General features: G+C 58.4%; 16 protein-coding genes. 11 read left to right on the forward strand and 5 right to left on the reverse strand.

Annotation, left to right across the window (positions count from 1 at the left end; genetic code table 11):
* Both argS and AC0L6S_RS17670 read right to left on the reverse strand, forming a co-directional pair.
* On the reverse strand, nt 1–1,686 hold the full coding sequence (argS, locus tag AC0L6S_RS17665; RefSeq protein ID WP_473425430.1) for an arginine--tRNA ligase: 1,686 nt from the start codon (nt 1,684–1,686) through the stop codon (nt 1–3).
* A gap of 155 nt (nt 1,687–1,841) precedes the next feature.
* The gene (locus tag AC0L6S_RS17670; RefSeq protein WP_473425431.1) at nt 1,842–4,040 is read right to left on the reverse strand and encodes a primosomal protein N'; all 2,199 of its coding nucleotides are present in this window, start codon (nt 4,038–4,040) and stop codon (nt 1,842–1,844) included.
* A gap of 226 nt (nt 4,041–4,266) precedes the next feature.
* Here AC0L6S_RS17670 and rpmE point away from each other — a divergent pair, with 226 nt between their 5' ends.
* The gene (gene rpmE, locus AC0L6S_RS17675; RefSeq protein ID WP_473425432.1) at nt 4,267–4,482 is read left to right on the forward strand and encodes a 50S ribosomal protein L31; all 216 of its coding nucleotides are present in this window, start codon (nt 4,267–4,269) and stop codon (nt 4,480–4,482) included.
* Between the two features lie 158 nt (nt 4,483–4,640).
* Nucleotides 4,641–5,891: a malic enzyme-like NAD(P)-binding protein gene (locus AC0L6S_RS17680; protein ID WP_473425433.1), complete on the forward strand. Its 1,251-nt coding sequence runs from the start codon at nt 4,641–4,643 to the stop codon at nt 5,889–5,891.
* On the opposite strand, the gene AC0L6S_RS17685 is transcribed toward AC0L6S_RS17680, so the two are convergent.
* On the reverse strand, nt 5,888–8,329 hold the full coding sequence (locus AC0L6S_RS17685; RefSeq protein ID WP_473425434.1) for a penicillin-binding protein 1A: 2,442 nt from the start codon (nt 8,327–8,329) through the stop codon (nt 5,888–5,890). The two genes, AC0L6S_RS17680 and AC0L6S_RS17685, sit on opposite strands and share 4 nt — an antisense overlap.
* 173 nt (nt 8,330–8,502) lie before the next feature.
* Here AC0L6S_RS17685 and AC0L6S_RS17690 point away from each other — a divergent pair, with 173 nt between their 5' ends.
* The 8 genes from AC0L6S_RS17690 (at nt 8,503) to hemE (ending at nt 16,339) form a co-directional block, all read left to right on the forward strand.
* Nucleotides 8,503–9,567, forward strand: a complete 1,065-nt coding sequence (locus AC0L6S_RS17690) for a pilus assembly protein PilM (protein WP_473425435.1) — start codon at nt 8,503–8,505, stop codon at nt 9,565–9,567.
* Nucleotides 9,567–10,136 (forward strand): PilN domain-containing protein, encoded by a 570-nt coding sequence (locus AC0L6S_RS17695; protein ID WP_473425436.1) that lies wholly within the window; start codon nt 9,567–9,569, stop codon nt 10,134–10,136. Before AC0L6S_RS17690 ends, AC0L6S_RS17695 begins: the two co-directional genes overlap by 1 nt.
* Before the next feature lie 3 nt (nt 10,137–10,139).
* Nucleotides 10,140–10,754, forward strand: coding sequence for a type IV pilus inner membrane component PilO (locus tag AC0L6S_RS17700; protein WP_473425437.1), 615 nt, complete (start codon nt 10,140–10,142; stop codon nt 10,752–10,754).
* 2 nt (nt 10,755–10,756) lie between these two features.
* The gene (locus tag AC0L6S_RS17705) at nt 10,757–11,290 is read left to right on the forward strand and encodes a pilus assembly protein PilP (protein ID WP_473425438.1); all 534 of its coding nucleotides are present in this window, start codon (nt 10,757–10,759) and stop codon (nt 11,288–11,290) included.
* 82 nt (nt 11,291–11,372) lie between these two features.
* On the forward strand, nt 11,373–13,457 hold the full coding sequence (locus AC0L6S_RS17710; RefSeq protein ID WP_473425439.1) for a type IV pilus secretin PilQ: 2,085 nt from the start codon (nt 11,373–11,375) through the stop codon (nt 13,455–13,457).
* 15 nt (nt 13,458–13,472) lie between these two features.
* Nucleotides 13,473–13,991, forward strand: coding sequence for a shikimate kinase AroK (aroK, locus tag AC0L6S_RS17715; RefSeq protein WP_473425440.1), 519 nt, complete (start codon nt 13,473–13,475; stop codon nt 13,989–13,991).
* An 83-nt stretch (nt 13,992–14,074) separates the two neighbouring features.
* Complete coding sequence (gene aroB / locus AC0L6S_RS17720) at nt 14,075–15,151, forward strand: 3-dehydroquinate synthase (protein WP_473428635.1); 1,077 nt, start codon at nt 14,075–14,077, stop codon at nt 15,149–15,151.
* A 117-nt stretch (nt 15,152–15,268) separates the two neighbouring features.
* A complete protein-coding gene (hemE, locus tag AC0L6S_RS17725; protein ID WP_473425441.1) occupies nt 15,269–16,339 on the forward strand; it encodes a uroporphyrinogen decarboxylase in 1,071 nt (356 codons plus the stop codon).
* A 22-nt stretch (nt 16,340–16,361) separates the two neighbouring features.
* On the opposite strand, the gene cysE is transcribed toward hemE, so the two are convergent.
* Nucleotides 16,362–17,183: a serine O-acetyltransferase gene (cysE, locus tag AC0L6S_RS17730; RefSeq protein WP_473425442.1), complete on the reverse strand. Its 822-nt coding sequence runs from the start codon at nt 17,181–17,183 to the stop codon at nt 16,362–16,364.
* 50 nt (nt 17,184–17,233) lie between these two features.
* On the reverse strand, nt 17,234–17,839 hold the full coding sequence (gene trmB / locus AC0L6S_RS17735) for a tRNA (guanine(46)-N(7))-methyltransferase TrmB (protein WP_473425443.1): 606 nt from the start codon (nt 17,837–17,839) through the stop codon (nt 17,234–17,236).
* A 171-nt stretch (nt 17,840–18,010) separates the two neighbouring features.
* Here trmB and AC0L6S_RS17740 point away from each other — a divergent pair, with 171 nt between their 5' ends.
* Complete coding sequence (locus tag AC0L6S_RS17740) at nt 18,011–18,736, forward strand: acyltransferase (protein ID WP_473425444.1); 726 nt, start codon at nt 18,011–18,013, stop codon at nt 18,734–18,736.
* Nucleotides 18,737–18,870: the final 134 nt, after the last annotated feature.

Consider the following 18,870-nt stretch of genomic DNA (forward strand, 5'->3'; position numbering starts at 1 on the left):
TTACATCACCTCCGGGGCGGATACGCCCAACAGGTCCAGGCCATTGGCGATAACCTGGCGCACCGCCTGGCTGAGGGCAACACGGGCATCGCGCACAGCCTCTTCTTCAACCAGCATTTTATGCGCGTTGTACCAGGTATGGAATCCGCCCGCCAGCTCCCGCAGATAGGTCGCGAGGGTGTGCGGCTCGCTGTTCAGGGCGGCGCTTGCAACCACCTCCGGGTAGCGGTCTAGCAGCCGCAGCAGGCTCTTCTCGTGATCTTCGCTCAGTTGGTCCAGCTGTTGCAAGGCATCCTGTGCCTGCCATGTCCAGCCCTGCTCCGCGAGCTTGCGCATCACACTGCAGCTGCGTGCGTGTGCGTACTGGATATAGTACACCGGGTTGTCGTTGCTCTGTGACAGGGCCAGGTCGATATCAAATGTAAGTTGCGAATTGGCCGCGCGCGCCACCAGGAAATAACGGGTTGCATCGCGGCCGACCTCGTCGATCAAATCGCGCAGTGTGAGGTAGCTGCCTGCGCGCTTGGACAGCTTCACCTCTTCGCCCTCGCGCATCACCGTTACCATCTGGTGCAGCACGTAATCTGGCCAGCCCTCGGGAATGCCCTGCTCCAGCGCCTGTAACCCGGCGCGGACGCGGGTCACCGTGCTGTGGTGATCCGCGCCCTGCTCATTGATAACACGCTCAAAGCCGCGCTGCCATTTGTTGAGATGGTATGCCACATCCGGCAGGAAATAGGTGTAGCCGCCCTCACGTTTGCGCATCACGCGGTCTTTGTCGTCGCCGAAATCGGTGGTGCGCAGCCACAGCGCACCGTCTTTTTCGTAGCAGTGGCCGTTTGCTACCAGCCGTTCTACGGTGCGCTCCACGGCGCCCTCCTGATAGAGGGAGGACTCCAGAAAATACACATCGAAGTGCACTGCGAAGGCTTTTAGGTCGAGGTCTTGTTCGCGGCGCAAATAGGCTACGGCAAACTGGCGGATATCATCGAGGTCATCGGCATTTCCCGAGCCGGTGACATGGCGGTCCTCGGCGTCTACGGTGTCGCTGCGCAAATAGGCCTCTGCCAGTTCGACAATATAGTCGCCGCGATACCAGTCCTGCGGCCACTCGGGATCGTCGGGAGTAACATTCTTGCAGCGTGCCTGTACCGACAGCGCCAGGTTGTCAATTTGCGCGCCGGCATCGTTGTAGTAGAACTCGCTGGAGACGTCCCAGCCGGTGGCAGCCAGCAGGCGGCACAGACTGTCGCCCACCGCCGCCCCTCTGCCGTGGCCGACATGCAGCGGCCCGGTGGGGTTGGCGGAGACAAATTCCACCTGCACCTTGCGCCCGGCACCTTCGTCACTGGTGCCGAAGGCCGCACCCTGCTCGAAAATGCGGCGGATCACCGCCTGGTTACTGTCGGCAGAGAGAAAGAAATTGATAAATCCCGGTCCGGCAATCTCCGAGCGCGATACCAGCGGGTTGTCAGGCAGTGCAGCACAGATCAGCTCAGCCAGTTCTCGAGGCTTGCGCTTTGCCGTTTTGGCCAGTGCCAGTGCGATATTGCACGCCAGATCGCCGTGACGCTTGTCGCGAGTGCGGTCGATCTGTATCTGTGGACTGGTATCAGCGGGCAGGACGCCGTCGGCAATGAGCGAATCCAGCGCCTGTTGTAGCAGTACTGTGAGTTGTTCCTTCATGTTTTGGGGGTGTACCTGGACAGCGTCAATGGGTTTCCGGTCAATTGGATATGTTGGCGGGCGCGTGTCGGTTGGCGTGCAATAGCGAGCGGGCCCTGATCGCGCAGTTTACCATCATTCGCTATTGGCGCGCGACGTGAGCGTGCAAGTGGCCGTTAGAAAACGTCCTGTGGATCAATATCAATGGACCAGTTCAGCCCCTGCCGTGCCGGCAGCGCCTCTGCATTCGCTACCAGCGTACCGGCCGCCACCTGTGCTGAGCGACGGTCGGGTGCGGTCAGTAGGAGTTGGCAGCGGTACTTGCCTGCGCGGCGTTGCATCGGGGATGGCAGCGGCCCTATCAGCTGGGTGTCGGCGGGCAGGTGTGGCGTGCAGTGCTGGCGCAGCGTGTGCAGGAACTGCTCGCCGTACTCCGCATCGCGGCAGTCCGTGCGGATCAGTACCAGCTGCCCAGCGGGTGGCAGGCCGGCGTCGCGCCGCCGCTCCAGCATCGCGCGCGCCTGCACGGCATACGATGAGTGCAACATGGCCAGCAGCGCCGGGTGGTCGGGGTAGTGGGTTTGCAGCAATACCTTGCCTGCCAGCTCAGCCCTTCCGGCACGCCCGGCGACTTGGGTCAGCAGCTGTGCCATGCGCTCCTCGCCGCGAAAATCGGCACTGAACAGCAGTGCATCGGCATCGATGACCGCCACCAGACTGACGGCGGGAAAGTGGTGGCCCTTGGTGAGCATCTGCGTACCGAGCAAAATACCGGGTTCGCCGCGGTTGATTTCGTCGGCCAGCGCCTGCATCGCACCCTTGCCCTGCATGGAGTCGCTGTCCACGCGGTACACTGGCCACTGTTTAAAGCGCGTATGCAGGAAGTCCTCGGCCTGCTCCGTGCCCAGGCCGGCGGCCAGCAGCCGTTCGCTGTGGCACTGGGGGCATTGCCGGGGCAGTGCACTGGCGGCGCCGCAGTGATGGCAGCGCAGACGCCGTCGCCTGCGGTGTACCGTCAGTCGCGCGTCGCAGGCGCGGCACTCGGCAACCCAGCCACAATCGTGGCACTGCAGCGTGGGGGCATAGCCCCGGCGGTTGAGAAACAGCAGCACCTGTTGACCCTGTTGCAATGTATTCTCCACCGCCGCGATCAGCGTGTCAGACAGTCCCGCCTGCAACACCTGCTTGCGCACATCTACCGCCTGGATGGCTGGCATACCGGCGCTGCTGGCGCGCTGTGTGAGCTGCTGATGCCGATAGCGACCGGCCTCCACATTGTGAATGCTTTCCAGCGATGGTGTGGCGCTGCCGAGCAGGATCGGGCAACCGTGGATATGGGCCCGCTTCACCGCGACATCCCGGGCGGAGTAGCGAAAGCCGTCCTGCTGCTTGTAAGAGCCGTCGTGTTCCTCATCCACGATGACCAAGCCCGGTTTGGCCAGTGGGGTGAATACGGCAGAGCGCGTGCCGATAACAATCTGGGCGGTGCCGCTGCGGGCGGCTTCCCAGGCCTGGTAGCGTTGGGCATCGGTGAGCCCCGAGTGCAGCACCGCAATGTCTGCGTCAAAACGCTGCTGGAAGCGGTCGAGCGTCTGCGGGGTCAGGCCGATTTCAGGGACCAGTACCAGTGCCTGATGGCCGCGCTGTAAGCAATCGTCGATCAACTGGAGGTAGATCTCGGTCTTGCCGCTGCCGGTCACGCCTTCCAGCAGGTGGCAGTTGAAACCTGGGCCGGCGGCCAAAACGCTGTGTAGTACATTGGCCTGCTCTTCATTTAATGTCAGACCGGGGTTTGCTCTTCCGGTATGTGAGCGCTTACTAATAAAGTGCGGCTCGATCAGCTGCTTGTCCTGAAGGCTGCGCAATACCGACGCGCTGATGCCGCTGTCCTTAAGCTCTGCGGTCGCCATGCAATCGTTCTGTCGCAGCAAGTCGATAGCCTGTGCCTGTCGCGGCGAGCCCGGCAAGGCCTCGTCGGGCAGGCCCTTGGCGCGGGTGGTCAATTGCCAGCCGGGTGTGCCGGTGGGCTGCTGTGGTTTGCCCTCGCGCAATCGCTTGGGGAACAGGGTGCTGTACACCTCGCCTACCGGGTGATGATAGTAATGGCTGGCCCACAGGCATAGCTGCTGCAACTGGGGGTCAACCAGTGGGGTCTCGTCCAGCAGAGTAAGAGCGGGTTTGAGTGTACTGTCGGGCACGCTACTCTCGGTGCAGACCTCGAGTAGATAGCCGGTGAGTTCCCGTTTTCCGAACGGCACGCGAAACCGCACGCCGGGACGCAGGCCGGCGATCTGTTCCCCGCTCATGCCTTCGGGAGGAAGATAATCAAAAGGTCGTCGCAGGGGTGAGGGGATTGCCAGGCGAAGTATGGACATTAAGCGCCTTAGTTAACCGCGAGTACACGCGAAATGGGTTGCAATCGGACATTGTAGCAAAAGCTCGCGCGCTATTGCTTATCGCTCAGTGTCTGGTAAGATGCCCGCCTATTTTTTGAGCGGCTCATGCTGCGTGGCCCATGCCCGTAGCGGTTCAACTCTCCAAGCGAGGTGCGGTGCCTGGTAGTGATCAGGTGGCGGCACCAATGACCAGGAGTTCCATGTAATGAAAGCAGATATACATCCCAAATACGAGGCTGTAACAGCCACCTGTAGTTGCGGCAACACGATACAGACGCGTTCCACTCGTTGTGAAGATTTTCACGTCGATGTGTGCTCGGCCTGCCACCCATTCTATACCGGCAAGCAAAAAGTGGTAGACAGCGGTGGCCGTGTCGATCGCTTCAACAAGCGTTTCGGCGGACGCAGCCTGAAACGCTAGGGAATCCATCGCAGTTCGCTGCGATGCCTGCAAAGCGCCACAGCCCTATCGGGCGGGCGCTTTTTTATTCTCGATAAGCCCAATTCCCCAAAGGTGCGCTTGTGAATCGATCCAGTTCCAGTTCTGCAGAAATTCAGGAGAGCACAGGAGGCAGCGCTATGCCCCAGGATCTGAAACGAGACGCCCTTGCCTATCACGCCGAGCCTGTGCCCGGGAAAATCAGTATCGAGCTGTCCAAGCCGGCTGATACCCAGAGAGATTTGGCCCTGGCCTATAGCCCGGGCGTGGCTGAGCCCTGCCGTGAGATTGCAGAGGATCCCGCGGACGCCTACCGTTATACCGGCAAAGGCAATCTCGTTGCCGTCATCAGCAACGGCACTGCTGTGCTCGGCCTGGGTAATCTCGGCAGCCTCGCCAGCAAACCGGTGATGGAAGGTAAGGCGCTGCTGTTCAAGCGCTTTGCCAATGTCAATGCCATCGATATCGAAGTCGATACAGAAGATTCACAGGACTTTATCACGACCGTGTCGCGTATCGCTGCGACTTTCGGCGGCATCAATCTGGAAGACATTAGGGCACCGGAATGTTTTGAAATAGAGTCGGCGCTGATCGAACTGTGCGACATTCCCGTGTTTCACGACGATCAACACGGTACGGCCATCGTCACGGCCGCCGGACTGATTAACGCCCTTGAAATTCAGGGCAAGAAGCTCGAAACGGCAGTGATTACCTGCCTGGGTGCCGGCTCTGCAGCAATAGCCTGCATGCGCCTGTTGTTGAGCCTGGGTGCGCGCCGCGAAAATATCTTCATGCTGGACCGACGCGGTGTCATCTACGAGGGGCGTGAAGGCGTCAATGCCTACAAGCAGGAATTTGCCAATGACACTGACAAGCGCACGCTGGCGGATGCGATCAACGGCGCCGATGTCTTTATAGGTCTATCCGGGGCTGATCTGCTGAGTCCGGCCATGCTGAAGTCGATGGCGCCGCGTCCGGTGGTATTTGCCTGTTCCAACCCGGATCCCGAGATCAAGCCGGAATTGGCCATGGCCACCAGAGACGACCTCATTATTGCCACCGGCCGCTCGGATTATCCCAATCAGGTGAACAATGTGCTCGGCTTTCCTTTCATTTTCCGCGGCGCACTCGATGTGCGTGCATCGCATATCAATGAAGAAATGAAAGTGGCTGCTGTGCACGCGTTAAGCGCGCTGGCTCGCGAGCCGGTCACTCCGGCGGTGCTGGCTGCATGCGGTCGCGACGCGCTGGCCTTCGGCCCGGAATACATCATCCCCAATCCGCTGGATGAACGCCTGCTGCAGAGGGTTGCCCCGGCGGTTGCCAGGGCCGCTGTCGACAGCGGCGTTGCCCGCTTGCCGTATCCCCAGAACTATATGGCGGCGCGCTAGAACAGATCGTTTACCTGGTCGTAGAGGCTGTCGCTGTCGCGGCGGTTGTCTCTGCGCCCGCTGCGCTGTGGTGCGGTCTCACGCTTAAAGTATTCGAATATCGCATTGCTCTGTCCGGCGCTTGCTGGCTCGCCGGTTTGCGGATCAATTTTCATAGTGACGATGCCTGGCGGTACCGGGCGTTCCTGCTCCGGGCTGTCCTTTAACGCCTCGCGCATATAGCTGATCCAGATCGGCAGCGCCGCAGTCCCGCCGAATTCCCTGCGGCCCAGTGGTGTGTAGTTGTCAAAGCCTACCCAGGCTGTGGTTACCACGTCCCTGTTGTAGCCTGAGAACCAGACGTCCATTGGCCCGTTGGTGGTGCCGGTTTTGCCGCCGATATCGCTGCGCTCAAGCACCAGTGCGCGCCGTCCGGTGCCGCGAGTAATGACGTCCTTGAGAATGCTGTCGATAATGAAATTTACCCCCGCGTCCATTACGCGCGGCGCTGGAGGGAGGTTTTTCTTCACCGCAGTGTCTGCCGCCAGAATCTCCTCCATACTCATTTCTTCGTCTGCCGTGGGCTCCTCTGGCGGTGGCAGCCCATCGCAGTCACGGCATACCGTCGGTGGTATGGCCTCGAAAATGGTGACACCATTGATATCTTCGATGCGCTCAATCAGGTAGGGCTCTACGCGGTAACCGCCGTTGGCCAGTACTGCATAGCCTTTGGCCATTTCCAGCGGTGTAATGCTTTGCGTGCCCAGCGCCAACGACAACTCTGGCACATATCCCGAGGTATCAAACCCGAGGTGATCGGCATAGGTGATCAGCCGCTTCACGCCCAGTCTTTGCAGCAGGCGGATGGAAACCAGATTGCGGGATTTGGTCAGCGCCCAGCGCAGGCGTGTCGGGCCATAGAATTTGCCCTCGTCATTTTCAGGCCGCCACAGGTCGTCCTGCGAGCCGCCCTCCAGTACGATGGGTGCGTCGTTGATGATGGTCGCTGCGGTAAACCCTGCCTCCAGTGCCGCACTGTAAAGGAAGGGCTTGAAGTTGGAGCCCGGCTGGCGCTGCGCCTGCGTGGCGCGGTTGAATTTGCTCTGTTCGAAGCCGATGCCGCCAACAATACTGATGATGGCGCCGTTGTCCGGGTTCAGCGAAACCAGTGCCGCCTGCGCTGCCGGCAATTGCGCCAACTGCCATTCGCCCTCCTCGTCCAGTGAAACCCGGATCAGATCGCCCACTGCCAGTATCTTGTCCACCGGTTGCTGTGATGCGCCGGTGGAGTTTTCACTGAGGTAGGGTCGCGCCTGGCGAATGCCGTTTTCCCAGGGTAGATCAGGGGTGCTGCCATCACCGAGTAGCAGCGTCGCCTTGTCGTCGGCGATTGAGGTCACAATAGCGGGCTGAAGTTCACCGATCTGCGGGGCTTTTCTGAGCGCTTCCCGCCAGTCGGCGATGGTTTCTTCATTGGAGCCCTTGGGTGGCAGTTGTCGCTCGGCGCCGCGATAGCCGTGGCGCTTGTCGTAAGCAATCAGGCCCTCTACCACCGAGCGGGTGGCAACGCGCTGCAATTCGCTGTCGATAGTGGTGTAGACGTGGTAACCGTTGGTATAGGCATCAAGGCCGTAGCGCTCGACCATTTCCTGGCGCGCCATTTCAGCGGCGTAGTGAGCCGCAAACCCAAGTTGTGCTCCATATAGCCGGGCGGTGACCGGTTGAGCCAAGGCCTCGAGGTAATCGCTCTGGCTGACATAGCCCAGTGAATACATACGCCCCAGAATCCAGTTGCGGCGCTCCAGCCCCGCCTGTGGCCCACTGACCGGGTTGATGCGCGACGGCGCCTTTGGAATGCCTGCCAGCATGGCGTGCTGGGCCAGCGTCAACTCGCCGATAGTCTTGCCGTAATAGACCTGGGATGCAGCCTCGAAGCCATAGGAGCGGTGGCCGAGGAAAATGCGGTTGAAGTACAGCTCGAAAATTTCTTCCTTGCTCAGCGAGCGCTCGATTTCGATCGCCAGTAGTATTTCATTGAATTTCCGCATGAAGGTGCGGTCGAGGCTGAGGAAATAGTTACGCGCCACCTGCATGGTCAGCGTACTGCCGCCGGAGCCTTTTTCGCCGGTGAGAACCAGTTCTGAGGTGGCTCGCATCAGCCCCATCACATCGATGCCGCGGTGTGCGAAGTAATTGTCGTCCTCCGCCGCCAACAGCGCGTTGATGAACTGCTGCGGGATGGCATCGAACGGTAACGGGCTGCGTTTCTGCTCGCCAAACTGGCCGATCAGGTCGCCGTCGCGGGTGTAGACCAGCATAGGAGTCTGTAGCCGAACATCGCGCAATGTCTCTACATCGGGCAGGTTCGGGCTGAGGTACAGATAGACTCCGGCGATCAGCCACAGTGCACCCAGAAAACCGAGCACGAACAGTCTTAGAACGAAGCGTAGGAAGCTCATTTATTCCTTTAAAAAACAGCTGCTTGGTGAAAGTAGCAACGGCGGTTATTGAAGTCGATTGGTAATTATAAGCTTTTTTTGTGTTTTGATAAGTTTTGGGCTGTGGTATATCTAACATTAATGTATTGTTGCATAAAAACATCCTAAGTTAGTGATACTGATAGGGAAAAAAGTTGCTGGGACTATTTGGAAAGAGAAAGGCGACGCTGGTTCTGGGGCTGGATATTAGTTCAACGACAGTGAAATTACTGGAGTTGTCGCATACTGGGGGCCGTTACCGCGTAGAGAGCTACGCGGTGAGTTCGTTGCCACAGGACGCGGTTATCGAAAAAAGCGTCAACGATGTGGAAGGGGTATCCAATGCCATCCGCACCGTTGTGGCGCAGTCTCGCACCAAGCTCAAAAATGTCGCCGCCGCTGTGGCCGGCTCGTCTGTGATCACGAAGTTGATCGACATGCCGCAGGGTCTCAGCGAGGATGACATGGAAATCCAGCTCACCCTGGAGGCGGATCAGTATATTCCCTACCCGCTGGAGGAGGTCGCGATCGACTTTGAGGTTCAGGGGCCTGCGCCGGATCGTGACAATCAGGTGGAGGTGCTGCTGGCCGCGTGTCGACGCGAGACTATCGAGTCACGGGTCGAGGCGATAGAGGGCTCAGAACTGGTGCCCAAGATAATGGATGTTGAGGCCTACGCGATGGAGCGGGCTTTCTCACTGGTGCGCAACCAGTTGGATCTGGACGAGGAGAGCACCGTTGCGATCGTCGACATCGGTGCAACCATGACAACCCTGAGCGTGCTCAGCGACGGCCAGACCATCTACACGCGCGAACAGTTGTTCGGCGGCAAGCAGCTTACCGATGAGATCATGCGTCGCTACGGCCTGCCACTGGAAGAAGCCGGGCTGGCCAAGAAACAGGGCGGCCTGCCGGACGATTATGAGCCCGAGGTGCTGGAACCCTTTAAAGAAGCGGTGGTTCAGCAAGTGGCGCGCTCCCTGCAGTTCTTTTTCTCCTCAAGCCAGTACAACGATGTTGACCATATTATTCTCGCGGGCGGTGTGTCTTCCATGGAGGGTCTGGAGGAACTGGTGCGCGAGAAATTGGGTACCCCCACCTCGGTGGCAAATCCGTTTGCGCAGATGTCGATATCCTCCAGTGTAAATGCAGTAGCGCTGGGCAGTGACGCCCCGGCTATGATGATCGCTTGCGGGCTGGCGTTACGGAGTTTTGACTGATGGCACAGATCAACCTACTACCGTGGCGCGAGGAGCGGCGACAGGAACTCAAAAAGGAGTTCCTGACAACGGTTGCCCTGGTCATTGCGCTCGCGGCGGGCGTCGTGCTAATGGCCGACCGCATCGTCAACAGCCAGATAGATAATCAGGTCGCGCGCAATCAGTACTTGACCGAGAATATCAAAGAGCTGGATAAGCAGGTTGCCGAAATTCGCGATCTGCAGAAGCGGCGCAACCAGTTGCTCGACCGCATGCGGGTTATTCAGGAGCTGCAGGGCAACCGCCCGATTATTGTGCGGGTGCTTGACCAGTTGGTCCGCACTGTACCGGATGGGGTGTTTTACACGCGTCTCACCACCCGTGGCAAGACTATCAGAATCAGCGGTATCGCTGAGTCGAATAACAGGGTGTCGAGCCTGATGCGGCGCCTGGAAGCGTCGGAGTGGCTGGCGAACCCCAACCTTGACAAGGTGCATGAAGCTCGTGAGTTTGGCGAGCAGGCCAATCGATTTGAGTTGAGTGTTACCGTGCAGGCTCCGGCGATCGACGAACAGTCGGAGGAGGGCTGAACCATGGCATTTGAAGATACCATGCGCTCATTGCGCGAATTCGATGTAAACGATCTTGATTTTGATAATGTTGGATCATGGCCGATAGCCGTCAAGAGTTTGATCTGGGCGGTGCTGGTGATCGTAGTCTTGATAGGGGGCTATTACTACCATATCGAGGACATGCAGCTGAAGTTGGCTCGGGCCCAGGAAAGCGAGGTCAAACTCAAGAAAGACTTTGAAGCCAAAGCCTTCCAGGCCGCCAATCTGGAGGCCTATCGCCAGCAGATGGTTGAGATGGAAGAGTCTTTTGGCGCGCTGGTCAGCCAGTTGCCCAGCGATACTGAAGTGCCGGGCTTGCTGGAAGATATCACCAATAAAGGCCTACTCAATGGGCTGGATATTGCCAGTATTGACTTGCAAAAAGAGCGGGCCAGAGAGTTCTATGTCGAACTTCCTATCGCCATAAATGCCTCTGGTTCCTATCATGATCTCGGTGCTTTTATCAGCGGCATGGCCGGCCTGCCCCGCATCGTTACACTTCACGATTTCGAAATAACGACTGACAAGAAAAACTCAAATAGTCTGGATATGAAGATTATCGCCAAGACTTATCGCTATAAAGACGGGGATGCCTAGTGATGAAGAGCACCCCGTTTACCCTGGTTTCGTTGTTCGCTTTGGGAGCTGTTCTGGCCGGTTGCTCTGGCTCAGATATGTCTGATCTGGATACCTTTATGGCGGAAAAGCGCACCCGCCCTGGCGGCATTATTGCCCCGATTCCCACCTTCAAAGCCTATGAGGCGTTTGCTTACAGCGCCACGACATTACGCAGCCCGTTTGACCGGCCCATTGAGGTTCGCGAAATAGCCCAGTTGCAGGCAATCGCGGCGATCAAGCCGGATGAAAATCGGGCCAAGGAGTTTTTGGAGCAGTACACCTTCGACTCGCTGCGCATGGTGGGCACACTGGAGCGTGACGGGACCAACTGGACATTGATAAAAGACCCGGACGGCGGTGTGCACAGAGTGAAAACGGGTAATTTCCTGGGTCGACACCACGGTAGAATCGTGGATATGTCAGATACCTATGTTTCGGTAGTAGAGATAGTGAGTGATGGTACGCCCGATGGTTGGGTCGAGCGGCCGCGCACAATCAAATTAAGCGGTTTATAAATCGCGATCATGGCTCGGAGCCGTGACTATAAAACAATATGTGGGGACAAAGGCCGTGTTGAAATCTAAAGTGAGCTTGGGAATGAGGTGGCGGAACGCAGTCGTTATGCTGGCGATGAGCTTTGTGACCGGAGCGGCGCTTGCTGCACCCACAGTGCAGGACATCGAGTTTAGTTCCAGGCCCGGCAGCAAGTTTGAAGTGCGTCTGGAGTTCAACGAGCCGCCGCCCGATTTCAAAACCTACGCCATCGAAAAACCCGCACGCATTGCCGTCGACTTTCCCAATACGACCAGCGGCCTCGAGCAGAAACGCTATTCCCTGCCCTACGGCAATGCCAACAAGGCCGTAGTACTGGAGTCTGGTGATCGCACTCGGCTGGTGGTTGAACTTATCAAGCTGGTGCCCTATGAAACTCGCGTTGAAGGCAATAATCTGTTCCTGGTAGTTGGTCAGGAGGGTACTGATTACGTCAAGCAGGGCAGCGAGCCACTCACTGTGCAATCTTCCGTTGTCGAAGTGACCGAGGTGGTCTCCGAAATCACAGATCTTGAGTTCCAGCGAACCGGGGGTGGTGAGGGCAAACTCACGCTGCATCTTACAGACCCCTCTGTCGATGTGAATGTGTTCAGCGAAGCTGGGGATGTCAAAGTAGAGTTTATCGATACCACAGTGGCCGAGCGCTTGATGCGCCGTTACGACGTAACTGATTTCGCCACGCCGGTGAATAGCGTCGATGTGAATACCACTGAACGCGGTGCGACTCTGCGGCTGAAAACGACCGGTGATTTCGATTACCTGGCCTATCAGACAGACAATGAATACGTCATCAGTGTGAAACCGCTGTCCGCGAAAGAAGTCGAGCGCCGCGCCAACGAGTTCAACTATGTGGGTGACAGGATATCGCTTAATTTCCAGGATATTGAAGTGCGCGCTGTGCTGCAGCTTATCGCCGATTTCACCGAGTTGAACCTGGTGGCCAGCGATACAGTATCAGGGCGGATCACCCTGCGGTTGCAGAATGTGCCATGGGATCAGGCGCTGGAACTGGTGCTGAAAACCAAGGGCCTGGATAAACGCCAGATTGGCAATGTGCTGATGGTGGCACCCGCGGCCGAAATTGCGGAGCGTGAGCGTCAGCAGATCGAGGCAAACAAACAGATCGCCGAACTGGCCCCGCTGGTCTCGGAGTTTGTGCGCATTCGTTACGCCAATGCAGAAGAGATAGTCGAGTTGTTTCAAGCTGGCTCCGAAGATGGCGGCAGCCTGACTTCACCGCGTGGATCGGTGGTTGTCGACACCCGCACTAACTCGCTGATCATCACCGATACAGCGACAAAACTGGCTGAAATACGGGAGTTGCTGGAACTGGTTGATATCCCTGTGCGCCAGGTGATGATTGAGGCGCGCATTGTGATCGCGCAATCTGATGCCGCGCAAAGCCTCGGTATCGAGTGGGGTGGAGCATATGTAAACAAAGGGGATGATCTGATCACTGTTTCGGGTGATACCGACAACGTGGTGAGCATCAATGAGGACATTATTAATGGCAATACGCCGACTGTCAGTTACCCCGGCGCCCTTCTGGTCGACCTGGGTGTTGCGTCCAACAGCGGCTTTGCGATTGGTTTTGCCAGTGGGGACCTATTCCTGTCAGCGGAATTGTCCGCGCTGGAATCGGAGGGTGAAGGTGAGGTCGTCTCGCAGCCGAAGGTGATCACCGGGGACAAGCAAGAGGCCTCAATCAAGTCCGGTACCGAAATTCCCTACCAGCAGTCCTCTGCCAGTGGCGAAACCACTGTCGCGTTCAAGGATGCCGTGCTGGCGCTGTTCGTCACACCGAACATTACGCCGGATGACCGCATCATGCTGGATCTCAAGGTAAACCAGGATTCCGTGGGTGAGCTGGTGCCCTCCGGCAGTGGCGGGTTCATCCCGTCAATTGATACCACGCAGCTCGAGACGCAGGTGCTGGTGGGCAATGGTGAGACGGTGGTACTGGGCGGTGTGTTCAAAACCGAGGATATTGAGTCGGTTAACAAGGTACCTTTCTTCGGCGACATCCCCTACATTGGCGCCTTCTTCAGGAGTCAGTCCAGCTCCCACACCAAGACAGAGACGTTGATCTTTATTACGCCGCGTATTCTGGCTGACCAGCTGCTTGATTAGAGAGCAGTAGAACTAATGCCTCCCTTGCATCGCGTCTTTCTGGTCGGCCCCATGGGGGCCGGCAAGACCACCATCGGCAAATATTTGGCGGAGCACCTGAAGCTGCGGTTTGCCGATACGGATACCGAAATTGAGGTGCGTACCGGCGCCGATATTCCGTGGATTTTTGACGTAGAGGGCGAGGCAGGCTTCCGCGCACGTGAACAGCAGGTGGTCGCGGAAATGACGGAGTGGGATGATGTGGTACTGGCGACGGGAGGCGGTGTCGTGCTGCGCCCGGAAAACCGCAGCGCGCTAGCCGGACGCGGTTTTGTCATCTACCTGTATGCCACGGTTGAAGAACAGGTCAGGCGTACCCGCCGCGACCGCCGCAGGCCCCTGCTGCAAAAAGGCGACCCGGAAACCATTTTGCGCGAGCTGATGGCCGAGCGCGACCCGCTCTACCGGGAAATTGCCGATCACATCATAGAGACCGATTCCTGCAGCCCGCGCATGGTGGCGCAGCGTCTGGTGGAAGAACTTGCCGCCCTCTAGGGCAGCGGGAAAGACAGCCCCTCCCTCAAAGCGTTAGAATACCCTTCTACAAATCAGTCTGAGGAGCTTCCGTGTCGTTGATCATGCACACCCTTCACGTCGAACTGGGGGAACGCACATATCCGGTTTATATCGGCCGCGACATGCTGTCGGACAACAAGCTGCTGGCCCAGCATATCGCGGGCTCACAGGTGGTTGTGGTCAGTAATGAAACGATCGCGCCGCTTTACGCCGAGCGGGTAAGGGCGGCGCTGGGCGAGAGGCAGCTTATTACCGAGATCGTGTTGTCCGACGGTGAGCAGTACAAATCACTGGACACACTGTCCGATATTTTCGACCGGGTGATGACGGACAAACACAGTCGCAATACCACCTTTATCGCCCTCGGCGGTGGTGTGGTGGGCGACATCACCGGGTTTGCTGCAGCGTGTTATCAGCGTGGCGTCAATTTTATTCAGTTGCCAACTACCCTGCTGGCGCAGGTCGATTCCTCGGTGGGCGGAAAAACCGCGGTCAACCACCCGCAGGGCAAGAACATGATAGGCGCGTTCTACCAGCCTCAGGCGGTACTGATTGACATCAATACCCTGCAGACTCTGCCGGCGCGGGAGTTCAGTGCCGGTCTTGCCGAGGTGGTGAAGTACGGGCTGATTAGTGATGAGCCGTTCTACCGCTGGCTGCAGGAGCATATGCCACGCCTGCTGGCCAGGGAAGAAGCCGCGCTGGCCGAGGCGATAGAGCGCAGCTGTGCGAATAAGGCGCAGGTTGTCGCGGCAGATGAGCGCGAGGGCGGTATGCGCGCGATTTTGAACCTCGGTCACACCTTCGGGCACGCGATTGAAACCGGCCAGGGCTACGGGCAATGGTTGCACGGAGAAGCCGTGGCTACCGGGATGTTGCTGGCGTTGGAGCTGTCCGCGCGGCGCGGCTGGATTCAGCCAGCGGAAGTCGATGATTTCCGCGAGCTGCTGCTGGGCATACACCTGCCCGTCACACCGCCTGCGGATATGGATGCAGATGCCTTTCTCGAGCTCATGGCGCACGACAAGAAGGTCATCGACGGCCAACTGCGCTTGATCCTGCTCAAGGCTATCGGCTCGGCCTGTATTGTTGACGATGTGAGCGACACTGAAATCCGGGAGTTGCTGGCCGCCGGGTGACGCCTGCCGGTATCGCAGTGCCTTTGCCGGAGAAAATCCCGGCGCTATTAGCCCAAAACCCCCCGCCGCTGGTGTATGCTTGCCCGTCTTTATTTTCTGGAGTGCCGGATCCTGCCAATGACTGAACTCAAAAATGACCGTTTTCTGCGCGCTCTGTTGCGTCAAAGTGTAGATCGTACGCCGGTATGGATGATGCGCCAGGCCGGCCGCTACCTGCCCGAGTACCGGGCCACGCGCGAGCAGGCGGGCTCCTTCCTGGACCTGTGCAAAAACGCAGAGTTGGCCTGTGAGGTGACGCTGCAGCCGTTACGCCGTTACCCGATGGATGCCGCGATATTGTTCTCCGATATCCTGACCGTGCCCGACGCCCTCGGCCTCGGCCTGTATTTTGAGGAAGGCGAGGGGCCCCGCTTTCGCAAGACAGTGCGCAGCGAAGCGGATCTGGCCGGGTTGAACGCGATAAAGGCCGACGATGATCTGGCCTATGTAATGCGCGCTGTCAGCACGATTCGCCGCGAGTTGAACGGAGCGGTGCCCCTGATCGGGTTTTCCGGCAGCCCCTGGACGCTGGCTACCTATATGGTTGAAGGTGGTTCCTCCAAGGACTTTGCCAACATCAAAACCATGGCGTACGACAAGCCGGCCCTGATGCACGACCTATTGACGCTGCTCGCTGATGCCGTGGCGGATTACCTCAGTGCTCAGGTAAAGGCCGGCGCGCAGGCTCTGCAGATCTTCGATACCTGGGGCGGCAGCCTCAGTGCCGCCGGCTATCAGGAGTTTTCCCTGCAGTATATGCAGCGGGTTATCTCACAGCTGCCCACCGAAGCTGACGGGCGCAAAGTGCCGGTGATAGTGTTCACCAAGGGCGGCGGCCAGTGGCTGGAGACGATTGCCGAGTGCGGCGCGCACGCAGTGGGACTCGACTGGACCACCGATATCGGCAGTGCCCGTGCCCGGGTGGGTGAACGCGTGGCCCTGCAGGGCAATATGGACCCAAGTATGTTGTTCGCATCGCCCGAGCGTATCCGTACTGAAGTGGGGTCGATACTGGCCAGTTTCGGGCACGGCAGCGGCCATATCTTCAATCTCGGACACGGCATTACGCCCGGGGTGAATCCCGATCATGTGACGGCCTTCGTCGACGCTGTGCAGGAGTTGTCGCCCCAGTACCACAGCGAAGGCTGAGGCACTGGTTAGCTGACCTGCTCTAGGAGGCTTCGCGCTCTTTGGCGCTGGCCTCATCGCAGCAGAAATCGTGGTCCATCTCCAGCGCCGGTTGTTGCGAGGACGGGCGGCCAACGATTTTTGCGGGCACCCCAGCGACAGTGGTATGTGGCGGCACTTCCTCTAGCACCACGCTGCCCGCGCCCACTTTGGCGCCCTCGCCAACACGGATATTTCCCAGAATCTTGGCGCCGGCGCTGATCAGCACACCATCGCCAATTTTCGGGTGCCTATCCGCCTCCTCCTTGCCGGTGCCACCGAGGGTGACAGACTGCAGGATGGAGACATTATTGCCCACCACGGCGGTTTCCCCGATCACCAACCCGGTGGCATGATCGAGCATGATGCCCCGCCCGAGGCGGGCCGCCGGGTGTATATCGACGCCGAACTCGGCTGACATACGGTTCTGGAAGAACAGTGCCAGCGGTTCGCGGCCATTGCTCCACAGCCAATGCGCTACGCGGTGTGTTTGCAGTGCATGAAAGCCTTTGAAATACAGGAAAGGGATGTACAGCTCATGGCAGGCGGAATCCCTGTCTTCGACGGCCTGTAAATCGGCGCGCACCGCGTCGCGAATGGCCGGATCACTGGTGAATGCCTCCAGGATCACTTCCCGCAGCAACAGCGAGGACGCAGTCGGGCTGTCCAGTTGGCTGGCGAGGTGAAAGCTGAGGGCCAGCTCCAGTTCGGCATGGTTCAGTATGGTGGCGTGCAGAAAGCTCGCGAGGATCGGCTCCTCACGGGCGTGCTGGGTGGCTTCCTGGCGAATTCTTTCCCACATGGGGTCAGTTGTGGTCGAGGACATAGGGGTATCTCCGTTTCAAGCGCGCACTTTAGCGCACTGGACTTTCTTCGTCACGGTATCAAGTTTACCGTGTAAACCCACAGTTCATGGCCGCTTTGGCGGTATTTTCGTTCAAACAGGCTCAAATCCGCTGTACCGGCAGTCAATTTCCTCATAGCGCCGGTTTGGCCGGACAACTGCATGGCGAGTTCGAACTCCTCGATGTAGAGCCGCCAATTGGAGCGCAGTTCCAGTGCACCGCCGAGTTGCAAGAGCAGTGGGAAGCTGGCGTGCCCATGAACCCGACGCTGCAGGTGCCGGGCTTTAGGCCAGGGGTTCGGGTAGAGGATATAGTGATAGTCTGCCCGCAACCCGTCCTGTACAAGCAATTGCCAGATATCTTCACAATCTGCGCGCAGCAACAGGTAGTTGCCGTCGATCGTGTAGGGGTGCCTGGCCAGGCGCTGCGCCGACTTGTCGATTCCTACCACCATGTGCTCTGGGTGGCGCTCAGCCAGCGCCGCCGTGCTGTGTCCGGTGCCGCAGAAGGAGTCCAGCACCAGCGGGCGCGGTTTTTCGAATAACCTTTCCCGCAGCGACTCATACGCCGTCAGATTGTGAGCGGCCACTTCGCGGCGGTACGGCGCGCGCAGGTGGCGCTTTACAATCTCTGGCAACCTGCGGTGTACCTGCGGCTGGTTGCTGCTGACCGGGGATGAATTGGCGTGCAACGGTTTAAAAACCTCCGATGATCAGGGCGACAAGCGCAATGCATTTGATGTTCGTCATAGCCGCTGCGATCATACAGGCCGATCATAGCTCCATCTACCGAGATTGAAAGGTACCGCATGCGCAACGACCTCCGACCCTACTGGCTGAAAAAATACTATCTGACATTTCGCCGCTGGTACGCCGACTATTTTCTACGCCCGGAATGTACCTACCTGGGGCCACACCACACCATTATGAAGCCTTGGTACGTGCACTTTTCAGGCGCCAATATACAAATAGGCCGGTGTTTTACCGCGATTGGCGAGCCCGGCAACCGGGTGGAGGTTGGCGTCTGGGGGAGAAGTGCCGGCGAGGGCCGTGTGGTTATCGGCGATTGCTGCCTGATGAGCCCTGGCTCCAGAATCAGCGCCAGCGACGAGGTAATTCTGGGCGATGGCGTGATGCTGGCCAACGGCGCCTATATCACCGACTCGGACTGGCATACGATTTATGATCGGATGTCGAGGAAGGAGACGCCGACGCCGGTACATATCGGCACCAATGTTTGGTTGGGGGATCACGCGACAGTGCTCAAGGGGGTCACCATCGGCGAGAACAGTGTGGTGGCGGCACGGGCGGTGGTGACCAAGGATGTGCCGGCGAATGTCGTGGTGGCGGGGAACCCGGCGAAAGTGGTGAAAGAGCTGGACCCGGAGCGGGGCTTCAAAACCCGGATGGATTACTTTGCTGATCCGGTTGGGTTGGAGAGGTTTTTTGATGCGGTGGATCGGGATGTGTTGAAGGGGAATTCGTTTTGGCGGTGGCTTTGGTCGGTGGTTTATCCGGGGTCTCGGGTTAGGTGATTTTGTTTGTGTTGTGTGGCGGCCCTTTGGGCCGCTGCGTGGCGCACATACATACTTGAAAACAGGGGTAGATTTATTTGTTCCTGCTGATTCCTGTGCAAAAAATAAAATAAATAAATCTGTCCCCATTTATC

The sequence above is a fragment of the Halioglobus sp. D3-4 genome, assembly GCF_055809315.1.